Below are 15964 nucleotides of genomic sequence, written 5' to 3'. Positions count from 1 at the left end.
GGAGTTTTCATGTGCGATCATCATCATGCTGCGCGGCATATTCTGTGCCGACAATGTGATCTGCTGGTGGCTTTGCCGCAGCTGGAGCATCGCCAGAAAGCTGCGTGTCCGCGCTGCGGAACGACATTGACGACTTCGTGGGACGCGCCTCGGCAACGTCCCACTGCCTATGCGCTGGTCGCATTGTTTATGCTGCTGCTGGCAAACCTGTTTCCTTTCATCTACATGAAGGTCGGTGGCATCAGTAGCGAAATTGAGCTGCTGGAAATCCCTAATGTCCTTTTTACCGAGGATTACGCCAGCCTTGGCACCTTCTTTTTGCTCTTTGTGCAGCTGGTGCCGGCTTTCTGCCTGGTGACGATACTGCTGCTGGTGAACCGGGTTCGTATGCCGGTTGCGCTGAAAGCGTTTCTGGCACGGATCCTGTTTCACCTCAAAACTTGGGGAATGGCGGAAATCTTCCTCGCCGGAGTCCTGGTCAGCTTTGTTAAGCTGATGGCTTACGGTGATATTGGTATCGGTTTAAGCTTTATTCCCTGGTGTATGTTTTGCGTATTGCAGCTACGCACATTCCAGTGCGTGGACCGCCGTTGGCTGTGGGACGACATTGCGCCAATGCCGTTGATTAAACAGCCATTGAAAGTTGGTGTTTCCGGCCTTCGGCAGGGACTGCGTTCATGCTCATGCTGTACGGCAGTTTTACCCGTTGACGAAGCCGTTTGCCCGCGCTGTCATACCAAAGGAACTGCCCGACGTAAAAACAGTCTGCAATGGACGCTGGCGCTGCTGATGACGTCGATAATCCTCTATATGCCAGCCAATATTCTGCCGATCATGATTACCGATCTGCTGGGCGATAAAATGCCCTCCACCATTATGGCGGGGGTGATCCTGCTGTGGAGCGAGGGATCATATCCGGTGGCGATGGTGATATTTATCGCCAGCATTATGGTGCCGACGTTAAAAATGATCGCTATTGGCTGGCTGTGCTGGAATGCCAGCGGCAAAGGATCGCGTGACTCTGAGCGCATGCACCTGATTTATGAAGTTGTCGAATTCGTCGGCCGCTGGTCGATGATCGATGTTTTTGTCATCGCAGTCCTCTCAGCTCTGGTGCGCATCGGCGGATTGATGAATATCTATCCGGCGATCGGAGCGGTGATGTTTGCGCTGGTCGTTGTTATGACAATGTTCTCGGCCATGACGTTTGACCCTCGTTTGTTGTGGGACCGTGAGCCAGACTCAAGCCATGAGGAAAGACTGCAGCATGGAAAATAAGAGCGGAGAAGCGAAAGTGCAAAAGGTGAAGAACTGGTCACCGGTGTGGATCTTCCCAATAGTCACGGCGCTTATCGGCGCATGGATTCTATTTTATCACTATAGCCATCAGGGGCCGGAGGTGACGTTAATCACCACCAATGCTGAAGGTATTGAAGGGGGTAAAACCCGAATTAAAAGCCGCAGCGTTGATGTTGGCGTGATAGAAAGCGCAACGCTGACTGATGACCTGACTCACGTAGAAATTAAAGCCCGGCTGAATTCAGGCATGGAAAAATTGCTACATAAGGATTCGGTTTTTTGGGTGGTTAAACCGCAGGTCGGACGCGAAGGGATTAGCGGGCTAGGCACACTATTATCCGGTGCTTATATCGAATTACAGCCTGGTTCGAAAGGATCTGTGCCTGCGCAATATCCGCTGCTGGATTCACCCCCTCTGGCTTCCCCTGATGCCAAAGGCATTCGCATTCTGCTGGAAAGCAGTAAAGCAGGTCAGCTTTCTCCAGGCGATCCGGTGCTCTTTCGGGGCTATCGCGTCGGTTCAGTTGAGACCAGCACCTTCGATGCGCAAAAACGCAATATTACCTACCAGCTGTTTATCAGCGCGCCAAACGATCGTCTGGTGACCAACAACGTACGTTTCTGGAAAGACAGCGGTATTGCGGTGGATCTTACCGCTGCGGGTATGCGTGTTGAAATGGGATCGCTGTCAACCCTGTTTGGCGGCGGCGTCAGCTTTGATATTCCTGAGGGGTTGCCGTTAGGAGAGCCGGTAGCGAATAAAACCGAATATCACCTTTTCGACGATCAAAAAAGTATACAGGACTCGATCTTTACCCAGCATATCGACTACGTGATGTTCTTTAAAGATTCTATCCGCGGCCTGCAGCCTGGTGCGCCTGTTGAGTTCCGCGGTATTCGCCTCGGTACCGTAGGTAAAGTGCCGTTCTTTATCCCAGGCTTGAAACAGAATTTAAACGACGATTACCGTATCCCAGTTGAAGTGCGGATTGAACCAGAACGTTTGATCAATCAATTAGGTAGCGATCCAAATATTCGCCAGCATATTGACGATCTGATGAATCGCGGACTGCGGGGTTCCCTTAAGACGGGCAACCTGGTAACCGGTGCGCTGTATATCGATCTCGACTTCTATCCGAAAGCGCCTGCGCGCGGCAAGATTCAGGAGTTTGGTGGTTATCCGATTATACCGACTGTGAGCGGTGGCCTGGCGCAGATCCAGCAGCGTCTGATGGATGCCCTGGATAAGATTAACAATCTGCCGATTAATCCTCTGCTGGAGCAGGCAACCAGTACGTTGGCGCAAAGCGAGAAGACCATGCAGCACGTGCAAACGACGCTGGATAGCCTGAATAAGATAACTTCAAGCCAGTCCATGCAGCAGTTGCCGGGCGATATGCAGAGCACATTGCGTGAACTGAATCGTAGTATGCAAGGCTTCCAGCCGGGCTCTGCGGCATACAATAAGATGGTGGCAGATATGCAGCGCCTGGATCAGGTTCTTCGTGAACTGCAACCGGTACTGAAAACGCTCAACGACAAGAGCAATGCGCTGGTATTTGAGGCGAAGGATAAAAAAGATCCGCAGCCGAAGGGAGCGAAATAATGAAAAGATGGCTAATAGCGGCGGCAGTATGCGCACTGACCGCGTGCAGCAGTGGTGGTGAGAGCAAAACGTACTACCAGCTTCCGGTGGTCCAGAGTGGCGCACAAAGCGCCGCTCACCAAAGCAAAAATTTGCTGTGGGTTGAACAAGTCAGCATTCCTGATTATTTGGCGGGCAATGGCGTGGTTTACCAGACCACTGACGTCCAGTATGTGATCGCCAATAACAATCTGTGGGCGAGCCCGCTAGATCAGCAACTGCGTACCACGCTGGTGGCGAATCTTAGCAACCAACTGCCGGGTTGGGTGGTGGCCTCTCAGCCTTTAGGGAGCGAGCAGGATACGCTAAACGTGTCCGTCAGCGGATTTCACGGTCGTTACGATGGTCGGGTGATCGTTAGCGGTGAGTGGTTGCTGAAGCATCAGGGGCAGCTGATTAAGCGTCCGTTCAACATTGAGCTTAAGCAACAACAGGATGGTTATGACGCAATGGTTAAAACCCTTGCTCAGGCCTGGACTCAGGAAGCGACTGCAATTGCCAGCGAGTTGAATCGCCTGCCATAAGCAAAATTAATGAAAGTAAAAAGCCGCTGCGGGTAACAAAATCGCAGCGGCTTTTTTATTTGTCTCATCAGCTTGTTAACTTGTGCCAGTTCACATTTTTTGTACAAATGAACTTTCATGTAGCTCACAAATATGACAATGGCGTGAATTTTGCGCATTGACGCTGTCTCTGATTCGCGGTATTCGTTAACCGTGGTTGCGTATTTAGTGACCATTGTTTTCTTTTCCACCAGATCAAAGAATGAGGGAAACGAGGCATGAAGAGACAAAAACGAGATCGCCTGGAACGGGCACATCAACGTGGATATCAAGCCGGTATTACCGGAAGATCGAAAGAAATGTGTCCTTATCAGACCTTGAATCAAAGGTCCTGGTGGCTAGGAGGCTGGCGAGAAGCCATGGAGGACAGGGTGCAAATTGCCTGACTGTCTCTTTAAAAATGAAGCCTCCGCTGTGCGGGGGCTTCGCCTTTTAAAGTGTCACTGTTTTATCAGAACGCAGAGGTGTCCTGGAATAAACCCACTTTCAGATCGGTTGCGGTGTAGATCAGACGATCGTCAACCAGTACTTCACCATCCGCCAGGCCCATAATCAAACGACGGTTTATCACGCGTTTGAAATGAATGCGGTAGGTCACTTTCTTAGCCGTTGGCAGTACCTGGCCGGTGAGTTTAACTTCACCTACGCCTAACGCACGCCCTTTACCCTCGCCGCCTAACCAGCCCAGGTAGAAGCCAACCAGTTGCCACATGGCATCCAGGCCCAGGCAGCCAGGCATAACCGGATCGCCAATGAAGTGGCAACCGAAGAACCACAGGTCAGGGTTAATATCGAGTTCTGCCTCAACATAACCTTTATCGTAGTTACCACCTGTTTCGGTCATCTTGATGACGCGGTCCATCATCAGCATATTTGGCGCTGGTAACTGTGGGCCTTTAGCGCCAAACAGTTCACCACGGCCAGAGGCAAGAAGATCTTCTTTTGTATAGGATTCGCGTTTATCTACCATGTTTTCAGTAAGCCTTATTTTGAGTTCGGGACGCAGGATAGCTAACACGTGTACGCTGAACAAGTCCGATCAGTTAGAACCTGAACCGCCTAACCAGCGCAGCGGCCACGGAAAGCGATGGCGACCTTCTTGCTGTGTCGCCTGTGCAATCCGTTCCTGGATGGTTTGCCGTAAAGTTTGTCCTTCTCCATCCCACAATAGTTGGGTCAGAAGGGGTAATGCTTCAGTGACGTCATCAATGGCCCAGATAAAGAACTGTTCCTCAGCAACGGCTTGTTGTAGCTCCTTTGCCAAACTCAGATGACGGACGTTGGCGGCTGGAATAATGACGCCCTGTTTACCGGTTAAACCACGCTGCTGGCATATAGCAAAGAAACCTTCAATTTTCTCATTGAGTCCACCAACAGGTTGTACACGACCAAACTGATCGACAGAGCCGGTAATAGCAATACTCTGGTTAATGGGAACATTGGCCAGCGAACTGATTAATGCGCACAGTTCAGCCATGGAGGCGCTATCGCCATCCACTTCACTGTAGGATTGCTCAAAGGTTAACGAGGCGGTGAAGGGGAGTTGTTGATCAAGCTCCAGCTCAGCCATCAAAAACGCCTGCATGATCATCATGCCTTTCGCATGGATATTGCCACCCAACTCAGCCTTGCGTTCGACGTCAATAAACTCACCATCGCCAATGTGAACAACGCAGCTAATGCGAGACGGTTCGCCGAATGCGCGCGGATGGCCTGGGAATTCAATAACCGATAGCGCGTTGATTTGGCCGATGCATTCGCCTTCGGTCTCAATGAGGATTTGCTCTTGCAGGATTTCGTCCTGAATCCGCTCCGCGAGATAGCCTTCGCGCCACTCACGACGTTCCAGCATGGTTTGCATCTCTTCGGCGCTAATCTCTTCACCTTCACAGAAGGCCGCCGCCTCCTTAAGCTGGCGTGCAATCCATAGCAAACACAGCGGTAGGGTTGCCTGATCGCCAGTGTAACGTGCACCTTCCTGAATCAACAGCGGCCAGGTTTCGGCAGCTAACCCAGGGAGTTCGAGTTGGTGTGCGTTTTGCCAGACCCACTGACACCATTGTTTCAGGGTGTCGGCATCGACAATTTGTAAATTGTCTTCGTATTCGCTGTAAATAGCCTGGGCAGAAAGCTCAGGTTCCATCTCCTGGAAATCTGCTAGTGATTCCCGCTCGCCAACCAGAATGACTTTCAAGTTGAGTGGCATTGAGGGGATGCTAACCGGAAGAGGGCGGGACTCATCGATTGACAGCCAGTCAAAACGCTGGCGGGCAATCATATTTTTTAGCCGCATCCACAGCAGGGGCTGAGCCAGCAATGCGCGCAGGGAGATGATCAATACACCACCGTTGGCACGATGAACCAGACCTGGTTGCAGGCTAATTTCACCATTGAACTGGCGTAAGCAACCAAAGAGTTGCTCTGCTTCTATCCAGTCGGCTGCTTCAACCGGCGCGATGCTCGCGAAATTATCTTCTGCGGTTTGTACCGGGATGCTGGTGATGTTTCCACCAGCAATCTGATAACGTACGCCATAAAGCGGTTCAGATGGTTGATGTAAAGTACGAGTTTCGTTCGCCAACCATTGCAGATACTCTGGCTCTTCTGGTGCTTTAACCAGCATGAACGGCGAAATGGCTGGAGTCACCAGAAGTTGCTCCAGGGCATAGAATAAGCGGGGTTGCAGTTCGCCAGAGAGAGATGCCTCTGCTTGTGCTAAGTCGGCTTGTGCAAACAGCGCCTGATAACTTTCCGTATCAGGAGCGAGGTCGTTTCGGGTAAGTTTCGTAATGGTCAAAGTCGCTGTTTTTTAGTCAGATGTAAAACGCGCGATTATACATTATGCGGCGTCTGAGCACACGAGTGATTGCGTTGGTCGCAGTGATAACGAATCTACCCACATCACGAAAGATGATTTATTCTCAGCAGATCAAGAAAAAACTGATATCCTGAAAAGAGTTACACGGTCACATTGAGATCGCAATGAAATATCAACAACTGGAAAATCTTGAAAGCGGTTGGAAATGGACATATCTGGTAAAAAAGTGCCGGGAAGGTGAACCGATAACCCGCTACATTGAAGCCAGCGCTGCACAAGCTGCGGTCGATGTCTTACTCACGCTCGAAAATGAACCTGTTCTGGTGAATACCTGGATTGAGCAGCATATGAATCCAGAGTTAGCGAACCGTATGAAGCAGACCATACGCGCTCGTCGCAAGCGACATTTTAATGCGGAGCATCAGCATACTCGTAAAAAATCTATCGATCTGGAGTTCATGGTCTGGCAGCGGCTGGCAGGTCTGGCGCAAAGGCGGGGTATGACCCTTTCGGAAACGATCGTACAGCTGATTGAGGACGCTGAACATAAAGAAAAATATGCCAGTAAGATGTCCAGTTTGAAGCATGACTTGCAAGTGTTGCTGGGTAAAGAGTAAGAGTAGCCATTAAATTAAGCGCTAAAGTGAGAGTTGGTATTCCTCTGGTTTGTTGCTTTAAACATGAATTTAATACAAAAAAAACCCCGCATCAGCGGGGTTTTTTTAACGCGATAACTTAAGCCTGTGGCTGAGTTACTACGTCTTTGTAGCCTTTAACTTCGATCTCTACGCGACGATCCGGACCCAGGCAGTCAATCAGAGCTGCACGAGCTTTCACGTTGTCACAGGTGTTACCAGTAACCGGGTTGGATTCACCCATACCACGAGCGGAGATTTTGCTAGACGGGATACCTTTAGACACCAGGTAATCAACAACGGACTGAGCACGTTTCTCAGACAGCTGCTGGTTGTAGGCATCAGAACCGATACGGTCAGTGTAGCCCAGAACAACTGCGGAACCGTCTTTCGGATCCATGTTGCTCAGCTGGGTGTACAGCTGATCCAGAGCCTGCTGGCCTTCCGGTTTCAGGGTAGATTTGTTGAAGTTGAACAGAACGTCAGACTTCAGGGTGAAGTGCTTAGTAGTCACTTCTGGAGCCGGGGCCGGAGCCGGAGCTACAACCGGAGCAACATCTTCCTGACCGAAGCGGTAGGAAACACCTAAGCTCAGCATGCCGTTATCAGGACGGGTACCAACGGTGCCTGCGTCGCCGATGTTGTTAACCCACTGGTATTCCAGACGAGTTGCGATGTCACGAGTAACAGCCCACTCTAAGCCGCCCGCGAATACTGGGGAAACGCCAGTGTCGTGTTCGCTGCGAGAAACGCCGTTAGAAGCGTAGTTGCCTTTAGAGTCTGCGCGCCAAACCATACCACCCAGACGGGTATAGATATCCAGATCGTCAGTGATCGGATAACCCAGTTTAGCAGTCAGCTGAACGCCCTGAGCTTTGAAAGCACCGTTATCAACGCTGCCTTTGTAAGCCATACGGCCCAGCCAGTCGTAACCCATTTCAAAACCGAGGTACGGGTTAACCTGGTAACCACCAAACGCACCAGCACCCAGTTGGTCATTACGAACCGGACCGTTGTTGCCTTTGAAACCGTTACCGTAGAAACCGGTGTCGTGATACTGGGACCAGCCCAGTTTAGCACCTGCATACCAGGTGTTATCTTTCGGAGCGGCCTGCGCTACGGTAGCGAAGCCAGCCAGTGCCACTGCAATCGCGATAGCTGTCTTTTTCATTTTTTGCGCCTCATTATCATCCAAAATTCGCCATGAAGGTACAAAAGACCTCACGGTTAAATCCTTCACCCGGGGCGTGACTTGTTGTTAACTATGCTGATACATGCAGCGAAAGCCGATCACCCCTGGCGATGTAAAGTCTACAACTTAGTTAGAAACTTACAAGTGTGAACTCCGTCAGGCATATGAAAAAAAAGGGTTGTGTACCCAATGTTTAACAACGTAGGGTTGAATTTCATATGGCAAAAAAAGTCGCGAGACCGCATCAGACAGGCATTTTAACAAAAATGGGCATTAAAAAATTAAGCCATCCACCAGGGCAAAAAAAATTCCAGGATTAATCCTAAATTCATTTAATGATACACGTTTGAGTGAATTTTTAGCCCCGAAAGTTGTCTGCCAGGCTGACCAGTATTTCTCACTGGACGCATGATGAACCCCATTGCATGACCCTCTTGCGCAGCGACAACCAGTCGTTCATGTTCTTCAACTGTGAGTTCATCTGACAACCAGCCAATCACAACACTATAATTACCGGTACGCAGTGCGCGGATCATAGATTCCAGCGTATTGTTGGGCGACATTTGGCTGATCTGCATCACCTTTGATAATGGTAAACCTGAGGACTGTACCCATTCGCGGCTCAGTTTCTGCTGAGGCGTTAGCCACAGTTGCCAGCGCGATTGCTGACCAAGTTGCTGTAATAGAGGAAGCAATAATAGTTGCGTCATCATGGGTTGATCTTCGCGATAGACAATTTCACTGATCAGCCCATTGGTTGGGTGTTCGACTGCGTCATGAGTGTGACGGCGTACTGAAGTAGAAGTCAGTGGTGAACGATTTGCGTGAGCTGAAGTAAACATAGTCTATCCCGCCTGTGAGTTACTGTATGTATGTACAGTATATGCGACAGGTAAAAAGATCAACCACATTTTCTCTTCTGTTGACTGAAATCTGTACTTCATTTTTCCCCTTCAGATCGGCAGATTGGCGAGTATGACTTGATGTCGGTATGCATATGATGTGAATTCATGGTTGAAAACATTTTAACTTGAGTGAATTTTTCTCCTCTGTAAGAGTGTTATCCGTTTTGGATGTACTACCGATGCTAAGTATTCTGGTTTCTTTTGTTATTAATATTTATCAAATACTTTACCTTTCTGCATTTTGACTTCATTGAGCGATATTTTTTTGAAAGCGGCTCGCAAAAACATAAGTTGGTTAAAATGAAGGCATAATTCATCTTGCCGCATCAAGAGAAGTCACTTATTTTCTTAATTAGCGGATCCGTTAACGAAACTATTTTTTATTTACATGATTAACAAAGGAATAATCATGAAGAAATTTCCAGGTCTACGGATTCAACAGTTCCGGAAGTGCTTATCATCATTAGGAAAAATAAGTTGTCGGCCTTTATTTGGCGGCTATAGTCTGGCAATAGATAATACCGTTTTTGCTATGGTTGCTGAGGGGGAAATTTATCTTAGGGTTTGTGAGCAGAGTGCGGAGTATCGCGTTGAACATAAAACCCCTCTTTTGATAATGCGAAAGAATGGTCGACCAGCTGCACTGAAATATTATCATATAGATGAAGCGCTTTGGCGTGACAGCAATATGCTTTTCCAGCTATCAGTTTTTTCATTTCAGACCGCACGTAATGAAAAGCAGAAGCAGAAAAACTCAGGGAGATTAAAAAATTTGCCAAATATTAGTTTCCACATGGAGCTGCAGTTGATTAATTCAGGCATTCCTGATGAAAAAACGTTGCGCGAAATTGGAGCGAAAAAAGCCTGGCTGAGGCTATTAAGATTGAATAAAGCGCTAACGGTCAATGTGCTTTATTCGTTAGCTGGGGCAATCAATGGCGTGCATGCCGCCACACTCCCGATGCAACTGCGTCAGGACCTCGAAGAGTGGGCGGTAGAACAGCAACGAGAGATAGAGACTTACTCAGGTTGAACCTCGACCTGTCGCTGTAGCCGACATATTTCTGGCAGCAGCGCCAGCAGTAATCCAATTTGCTGGAGCACCAAAGGCTCTTTGCTGTCAGCTCGAGGATCAAGGTGCTGGATCCGGGTCTGCAAGCTTGCCAAAGCTTGCTGTACCCGCAGTTCATCAGCGGGTGTATGGTGCAGCGCATCATCAACATAGCAAACGGCATCGTCCAGCAGCGCCAGAATATCCGGTGTTGTCAGTTTTTCCCGATGGGCACCCAACGCTGAAATATAGCTGGTAAAAGTATGGTTCAGACACAGTAAGCGGAATGCGGTTTCTCGCATCGCTGAGTCAGCTCGGGGTTCAGTGGACAAATTTGAGACTACTGATGCCAGTTCACCGTCGCGGTTATGCGCCGCACGCCGCGCGATACGATAAGCCAGACGGTTATCACGTCCCTGATGATATTGCTCAAGAATGGCATCCAGATATCGGCAGTTGGCGTTGATTGCCTGTTCGAGGACTCGCGGTAAATTGCGAAATTTCCAGTCGGGCCAAATAAAACTTACGGCTGCCCAGGCGATCGCACAACCGATCAACGTGTCAAATATACGTGGTAAGGCGACTTCAAAGCCTTCACCCAGCAGGTTAAAGCACAACAGGACCAGCAGGGTAATAAACATCGTTGCGTGGGCGTATTGTACGTTGCGAAAAGCAAAGAACAGCACGCCAGTCAGAACAATCAGAAGTAGCTGGCCTTCTACTGAAGGTACCAGGAGCAGGATCGGGAGTCCTATCGCAACCCCAACCAGCGTACCGATTATTCTTAACGCCAGCCGATGGCGCGTGGCGTTGTAGTTTGGCTGGCAAACAAACAGGCTGGTCAGCAATATCCAGTAGCCGTGGTTCAGCCCGGTAAGCTGAATAAAGGCGTAGCCCGCGCACAGGACTAACGACATCCGAACCGCGTGACGGAATAGAGCTGACTCCGGTGACATGTTATTGCGCAAACGTAGCCAGATATCGCTAAAACCGTTAGGTTGATCGTCAGCGAGCAGATTTTCAGTATTGTTATTGGTCTGTACGGTAGTCTGTACGGATTCAATGGTCGCCAACTGGGCATCTATCGCTCGCAGGTTATTGAGCAAAAAGCCGAGCGCTTTAAGCTGTTCCGTAGGTGCTCCGCTAGCCCGTACGCGATCGAGTGCGGCATCAAGATGCATAAATGCCCGCTCAAAGTGGGCATCGTGTTGATAGGGTTCGCGTAGCAGGATAGCGCGTGAGAGTTTTTGGCATGCCTGCGCCTGCATAGACAACATACGCTGAAAGCGAAACATCACGTCGCTATAGCGAAAGTGGTCGCGCAACGTTTGGTACTGAATATGCGATGAGCTGGCGCGTTCGTGAATATCCTGAGCCACGAAGTAATACTGCAAAGTGCGGCGGGTACCGCGCTGGCCGCGATCGCCGCGTAGACGAGTCAGCAGAGAGACTTTGGTCTGATTAAGCGTGGCGACTAACTGGCCGTTGGCTATTGCCAGGTCGTACAGCGGCGCCTGGCTTTCATCTTCGATATCTGGATCAAACAGCCGCGATTTAAGCTCCAGATAGTGAGCCAACTGCTCGTAACTGCGGGCCAGATTGTCCTGAAGAGGGCGGATAGGGAAGATAAGATGTCCGGCCAGGGTAAGTAAGTTATACCAGACCGCACCGGCTAACAAAAACAACGGCTGGAGGTACCAATGGCTGTAAAGCGTTACGCCCAGCATGGTATAGATAGCAATTAATAAAGCACCAAAGGCGATTGTTGCATAGCGTTGTCCTAATCCACCGAGCAAAATAAAGCCTATAGTGGAGAGGGTCAGGCCAATCGCAAACAGCCAGGGCCAGGGAAAGAGAAGCTCCACCGATGCCGAAGCGATAAAGAAGCACACCAGAGTGATGGCCAGATTGCGCAGACGTCCTGTCAGGCGGTCATCAAGGTCAGTCAACGCCGCAGCTACTACTCCGAGTGTTAAGGGAATAGTCAGTTTTACTTCACCAATCCACCATGGAAATGCAGTCGTGCCGCAGAGTGCGATAAAGATCCTGATGTTATATAACCAGGCGCTGTTCCAGGTATAGCGGCGTAGCAGAGGGCTAAGCATTTCTTTGTTCCATCCAATTACTGAAAGCGGCGACGGGCATTGGCTTCACGCGCGGCGCGGGCGGTCTCAACAGAAACGACTCGACGGCCCACTGGCCACAAAGCAATTGCGGCGATTTTAAAATTGGCGATACCGACCGGGATGCCGATGATGGTCACACATTGTGCAATACCACAGAAGATATGCATCAGACACAACCACCAGCCAAAGAAAATAAACCATAATATATTCAGTAGTGTACCGCCTGCGTTTAACAGGCTATTCTTTCCTTGAGGTTCAAGTTCATCAACATGAATCGCTTCATTTCCGTATGGCAGCAAAGAGAGCTTGGTAATCTCCCAGCAGGAACGCGTGAGCGGTAGTGTAAAGATCAAAATGATACTCACCAGTGTTGCCAGCAGCCAGCCGAGCGTGGTGGCGAAACCGCCAAGGATAAAGTTTAAAATATTCAGAATGGTACGCATAAACCCTCTGTTTAATTCTGTGGATAATAAGACCAGCCCATTGTAGCGTTTTTTACGCTGGAGCACTCGGCCACTGGCGGTTAAACTTAAAAACAACCAACCTGATTGAAATTCGACATTATATGGAACTTAAAGCGACAACATTAGGCAAACGCATGGCGCAGCATCCTTATGACAGGGTGCAACTCCTCAATGCCGGAGTAAAGGTTTCCGGCGACAGCCATGAGTATCTTATACCTTTCAATCAGTTATTGTCGGTTCATTGCAAGCGCGGACTGGTATGGGGCGAACTGGAATTTGTCCTGCCAGACGATAAAGTTGTGCGTTTGCATGGTACCGAATGGAACGAAACCCAGCGTTTTTATCATTATTTGAATACTCTCTGGCTGCAGTGGAGCGCGGAAATGAGCGACATTGCTGCCGATCTACTTCACCAGCAGTTGGCAGATGTGGCGCGTTCAAGCGCTGAGGGTAAATGGCTAACTCGCCAGCAGGTGACTGATATTCAGAGTAAAATCCGAAGTGCGCTAAGTGGATTACCTATGCCGACCGGTCGCCTTGAGGCTTTCGATAACTGCCGTGAACTGTGGCGGCAGTGCCTGGGCTGGCTGAGTGATACGGAAAAGGCCAGGCTCGCTCATAATCAGGTATTTACTGAATCGATGCTGGAACAGTACCGTGGCTTTTTTGGCAGCGTGGAATCATCACCATTGAACCCGGCGCAAGCCCGTGCGGTGGTGAACGGTGAGCGATCGTTATTAGTTCTGGCCGGGGCCGGAAGCGGTAAGACCTCCGTTTTGGTGGCGCGTGCGGGCTGGTTACTGACGCGTGGCGAAGCCGCAGCCGACCAGATTCTGCTGCTGGCATTTGGTCGCCAGGCGGCACAGGAGATGGATGAACGTATCCGTGAGCGTTTGAGCACAGAAGAGATATCCGCTCGTACTTTTCACTCCCTGGCCCTGCATATTATTCAGCAAGGCAGTAAAAAAGTGCCAACGATCAGTAAGCTGGAAAGCGATACAGCTACCCGACAAAAGCTATTAGTGCAGAGCTGGCAGCAGCAGTGTCAGGAGAAAAAAGCGCAGGCGAAAGGCTGGCGGTTGTGGCTGGAAGAGGAGATGGACTGGCAGATTCCGGAAGGGGATTTCTGGCAGGACAAAAAGCTCCAGCGTCGGATGGCGAGTCGCCTCGACCGTTGGGTCAGCTTGATGCGAATGCACGGAGGAGCGCAGGCCGAGATGATTGCGGGTGCGCCGGAAGAGGTGCGCGATCTTTTTAGTAAACGGGTCAAGCTGATGGCGCCGTTGCTCAAAGCGTGGAAAACGGCGTTAAAAGATGAGAATGCCGTCGATTTTTCCGGCCTGATTCATCAGGCGATTAATATCCTTGATAAGGGGCGGTTTGTCAGTCCGTGGAAACATATTCTGGTTGATGAGTTTCAGGATATCTCTCCGCAGCGGGCATCATTGTTGGCAGCGTTGCGTCGGCAAAATACGCAGACCACGCTATTTGCCGTCGGCGATGACTGGCAGGCTATCTATCGTTTCAGCGGCGCTCAACTTTCCCTGACGACGGCCTTTAATCACTATTTTGGTGAAGGTGACTGTTGCGCGCTGGATACCACCTACCGCTTTAATGGCCGGATAGGCGAAGTCGCCAACGAGTTTATTCAGCAAAATCCGCACCAGTTAACCAAACCGTTAAATAGCCTGGTCGCAGGGGATAAAAAGGCAGTGACGTTATTGGCCGAGGACAAACTCGACGAGTTGCTGGATAAACTGAGCGGTTATGTCAAACGAGAACAGCGAATTTTGCTGCTGGCCCGTTACCATCATTTGAAACCTACGGCGCTGGAGAAAGCCGCAACACGCTGGCCGCACCTGCAGCTCGATTTTATGACTATCCATGCCAGCAAAGGGCAACAGGCGGATTACGTTATTGTTTTGGGGCTTCAGGATGGGGATGATGCATTTCCGGCACCGGCGCGTGAATCGATAATGGAGCAGGCATTGTTGCCTCAGCCGGAAGATTTTCCTGATGCCGAAGAACGACGTTTGCTGTACGTCGCAATCACCCGTGCTCGTTTACGTGTCTGGTTGCTATTTAACAAACAACAACCTTCACCGTTTGTCGAAATGTTAGAGGCGCTGGATGTACCAATAGCGAGAAAACCATAACAACTGGCGGCCTGGCCGCCAGCGCGGTTTATTTCAGACGATCGGCGAGATAGCGCTGATAATCCGGGATCAGAATATCGACAGGATCGCTGAAGTGCGGAGACTGAATAATAAAGTCAGCGGTAGAAGCATTAGTAGCGACCGGGATGTTCCATACCGTTGCCAGACGCAACAGCGCTTTAACATCCGGGTCGTGCGGCACCGCATTCAGCGGGTCCCAGAAGAAAATTAGCACATCTATTTTACCTTCCGAAATCAGTGCGCCTACTTGCTGGTCGCCGCCCATTGGACCACTCAGAAGTGCCTGGACCTCAAGCCCGGTTGCGCGGGCGACGAGGTTACCGGTCGTGCCGGTTGCTGATAGCGTATGCTGAGCCAGCAGGTGCTGGTGACGCTCAACCCATTTCATCAGCATATCTTTACAGTGATCGTGAGCAACCAGCGCGATATGTTTGCGCGCGGGTAATGTACGTGTTGTCAGTTCCATTATTTCATTCCACATTTTGGCCTGCAGACAGATTACTGGAAGTGGCTGATGCTGCAAGCTCCAGGGTGAAAAAATTTGATGTATCTGTAGGTTAGAGTGGATGGCTGGTTCAGCCGGATTAGCATACACTTGGGCTAAATAGCAGGAGGATGAAAATGAAAGAGAACGATATTGCAGGCATTCTGACCTCGACTCGGACCATTGCGCTGGTGGGCGCGAGTGACAAACCTGACCGTCCAAGCTACCGGGTGATGAAATATCTTCTGGAGCAGGGGTACCACGTCATCCCCGTTTCCCCCAAGGTTGCAGGCACTACGTTACTGGGGCAAAAAGGGTATGCCACGCTTGCCGATGTGCCGGAAAAAGTAGACATGGTTGATGTTTTCCGCAATTCGGAAGCGGCGTGGGGCGTTGCGCAGGAGGCCGTGGCTATTGGGGCGAAAACGCTGTGGTTGCAGTTGGGCGTTATAAATGAGCAGGCTGCGGTTCTGGCGCGTGATGCCGGGCTTAATGTGGTGATGGATCGCTGTCCGGCAATTGAGATCCCACGACTAGGATTAGCCAGATAAATCCAAAGCCGCGCAAGACGGCAATGCTGAGCAGTTAAGGAACGGTTGACCGAG

At 50.2% G+C, this 15964-nt stretch carries 15 protein-coding genes; 8 read left to right on the top strand and 7 right to left on the bottom strand.

What is annotated here, in order from left to right; translation table 11 throughout:
• Positions 1-9 precede the first annotated feature (9 nt).
• The 4 genes from pqiA (at position 10) to rmf (ending at position 3893) form a co-directional block, all read left to right on the top strand.
• Positions 10-1278 carry a membrane integrity-associated transporter subunit PqiA gene (pqiA, locus tag HV213_RS18380; RefSeq protein WP_181482803.1) on the top strand — a complete coding sequence of 423 codons (1269 nt, stop codon included), beginning with the start codon at positions 10-12 and terminating at the stop codon, positions 1276-1278.
• Positions 1268-2905: an intermembrane transport protein PqiB gene (gene pqiB, locus HV213_RS18375; protein WP_181482802.1), complete on the top strand. Its 1638-nt coding sequence runs from the start codon at positions 1268-1270 to the stop codon at positions 2903-2905. The genes pqiA and pqiB overlap by 11 nt, the downstream gene beginning before the upstream one ends.
• Positions 2905-3468: a membrane integrity-associated transporter subunit PqiC gene (gene pqiC, locus HV213_RS18370; protein ID WP_181482801.1), complete on the top strand. Its 564-nt coding sequence runs from the start codon at positions 2905-2907 to the stop codon at positions 3466-3468. Before pqiB ends, pqiC begins: the two co-directional genes overlap by 1 nt.
• Positions 3469-3725: 257 nt before the next feature.
• Positions 3726-3893, top strand: coding sequence for a ribosome modulation factor (rmf, locus tag HV213_RS18365; protein ID WP_110275088.1), 168 nt, complete (start codon positions 3726-3728; stop codon positions 3891-3893).
• 65 nt (positions 3894-3958) lie between these two features.
• Here rmf and fabA read toward each other — a convergent pair whose 3' ends face one another.
• Both fabA and HV213_RS18355 read right to left on the bottom strand, forming a co-directional pair.
• A complete protein-coding gene (gene fabA / locus HV213_RS18360; protein WP_100685616.1) occupies positions 3959-4477 on the bottom strand; it encodes a bifunctional 3-hydroxydecanoyl-ACP dehydratase/trans-2-decenoyl-ACP isomerase in 519 nt (172 codons plus the stop codon).
• A 69-nt stretch (positions 4478-4546) separates the two neighbouring features.
• A complete protein-coding gene (locus HV213_RS18355; protein ID WP_181482800.1) occupies positions 4547-6304 on the bottom strand; it encodes an AAA family ATPase in 1758 nt (585 codons plus the stop codon).
• A 185-nt stretch (positions 6305-6489) separates the two neighbouring features.
• Between HV213_RS18355 and matP the strand changes: the two genes are divergently transcribed.
• On the top strand, positions 6490-6942 hold the full coding sequence (gene matP, locus HV213_RS18350) for a macrodomain Ter protein MatP (protein WP_110275084.1): 453 nt from the start codon (positions 6490-6492) through the stop codon (positions 6940-6942).
• A gap of 118 nt (positions 6943-7060) precedes the next feature.
• Here the strand turns inward: matP and ompA are convergent, their stop codons facing one another.
• Together ompA and sulA are read right to left on the bottom strand one after the other, a co-directional pair.
• Positions 7061-8131, bottom strand: a complete 1071-nt coding sequence (gene ompA, locus HV213_RS18345; RefSeq protein ID WP_181482799.1) for a porin OmpA — start codon at positions 8129-8131, stop codon at positions 7061-7063.
• A gap of 353 nt (positions 8132-8484) precedes the next feature.
• On the bottom strand, positions 8485-8994 hold the full coding sequence (gene sulA, locus HV213_RS18340) for an SOS-induced cell division inhibitor SulA (RefSeq protein ID WP_181482798.1): 510 nt from the start codon (positions 8992-8994) through the stop codon (positions 8485-8487).
• A 472-nt stretch (positions 8995-9466) separates the two neighbouring features.
• On the opposite strand from sulA, the gene HV213_RS18335 reads away from it, so the two are divergent.
• The gene (locus HV213_RS18335; protein ID WP_181482797.1) at positions 9467-10090 is read left to right on the top strand and encodes a TfoX/Sxy family DNA transformation protein; all 624 of its coding nucleotides are present in this window, start codon (positions 9467-9469) and stop codon (positions 10088-10090) included.
• Here HV213_RS18335 and yccS read toward each other — a convergent pair.
• The gene (yccS, locus tag HV213_RS18330; protein WP_181482796.1) at positions 10078-12213 is read right to left on the bottom strand and encodes a YccS family putative transporter; all 2136 of its coding nucleotides are present in this window, start codon (positions 12211-12213) and stop codon (positions 10078-10080) included. The genes HV213_RS18335 and yccS overlap by 13 nt on opposite strands.
• Positions 12214-12230: 17 nt before the next feature.
• Positions 12231-12677 carry a YccF domain-containing protein gene (locus tag HV213_RS18325; RefSeq protein ID WP_110275078.1) on the bottom strand — a complete coding sequence of 149 codons (447 nt, stop codon included), beginning with the start codon at positions 12675-12677 and terminating at the stop codon, positions 12231-12233.
• Between the two features lie 122 nt (positions 12678-12799).
• Between HV213_RS18325 and helD the strand changes: the two genes are divergently transcribed.
• On the top strand, positions 12800-14854 hold the full coding sequence (helD, locus tag HV213_RS18320; protein ID WP_181482795.1) for a DNA helicase IV: 2055 nt from the start codon (positions 12800-12802) through the stop codon (positions 14852-14854).
• Between the two features lie 28 nt (positions 14855-14882).
• On the opposite strand, the gene mgsA is transcribed toward helD, so the two are convergent.
• Positions 14883-15341, bottom strand: a complete 459-nt coding sequence (gene mgsA, locus HV213_RS18315; protein WP_181482794.1) for a methylglyoxal synthase — start codon at positions 15339-15341, stop codon at positions 14883-14885.
• A 155-nt stretch (positions 15342-15496) separates the two neighbouring features.
• On the opposite strand from mgsA, the gene HV213_RS18310 reads away from it, so the two are divergent.
• On the top strand, positions 15497-15910 hold the full coding sequence (locus HV213_RS18310; protein ID WP_014228669.1) for a CoA-binding protein: 414 nt from the start codon (positions 15497-15499) through the stop codon (positions 15908-15910).
• The last annotated feature ends 54 nt before the right edge of the window (positions 15911-15964 follow it).

Source organism: Klebsiella sp. RHBSTW-00484 (assembly GCF_013705725.1).
GTDB lineage: Bacteria > Pseudomonadota > Gammaproteobacteria > Enterobacterales > Enterobacteriaceae > Klebsiella.
This window is presented reverse-complemented; position numbering and strand designations above follow the sequence as displayed.

Bases quoted from the DNA above. Each gene is read 5' to 3' on its own strand.
- pqiA (WP_181482803.1), top strand. From the start codon at position 10: ATGTGCGATCATCATCATGCTGCGCGGCATATTCTGTGCCGACAATGT.
- pqiB (WP_181482802.1), top strand. From the start codon at position 1,268: ATGGAAAATAAGAGCGGAGAAGCGAAAGTGCAAAAGGTGAAGAACTGG.
- pqiC (WP_181482801.1), top strand. From the start codon at position 2,905: ATGAAAAGATGGCTAATAGCGGCGGCAGTATGCGCACTGACCGCGTGC.
- rmf (WP_110275088.1), top strand. From the start codon at position 3,726: ATGAAGAGACAAAAACGAGATCGCCTGGAACGGGCACATCAACGTGGA.
- fabA (WP_100685616.1), bottom strand. From the start codon at position 4,477: ATGGTAGATAAACGCGAATCCTATACAAAAGAAGATCTTCTTGCCTCT.
- matP (WP_110275084.1), top strand. From the start codon at position 6,490: ATGAAATATCAACAACTGGAAAATCTTGAAAGCGGTTGGAAATGGACA.
- ompA (WP_181482799.1), bottom strand. From the start codon at position 8,131: ATGAAAAAGACAGCTATCGCGATTGCAGTGGCACTGGCTGGCTTCGCT.
- sulA (WP_181482798.1), bottom strand. From the start codon at position 8,994: ATGTTTACTTCAGCTCACGCAAATCGTTCACCACTGACTTCTACTTCA.
- HV213_RS18335 (WP_181482797.1), top strand. From the start codon at position 9,467: ATGAAGAAATTTCCAGGTCTACGGATTCAACAGTTCCGGAAGTGCTTA.
- yccS (WP_181482796.1), bottom strand. From the start codon at position 12,213: ATGCTTAGCCCTCTGCTACGCCGCTATACCTGGAACAGCGCCTGGTTA.
- HV213_RS18325 (WP_110275078.1), bottom strand. From the start codon at position 12,677: ATGCGTACCATTCTGAATATTTTAAACTTTATCCTTGGCGGTTTCGCC.
- helD (WP_181482795.1), top strand. From the start codon at position 12,800: ATGGAACTTAAAGCGACAACATTAGGCAAACGCATGGCGCAGCATCCT.
- mgsA (WP_181482794.1), bottom strand. From the start codon at position 15,341: ATGGAACTGACAACACGTACATTACCCGCGCGCAAACATATCGCGCTG.
- HV213_RS18310 (WP_014228669.1), top strand. From the start codon at position 15,497: ATGAAAGAGAACGATATTGCAGGCATTCTGACCTCGACTCGGACCATT.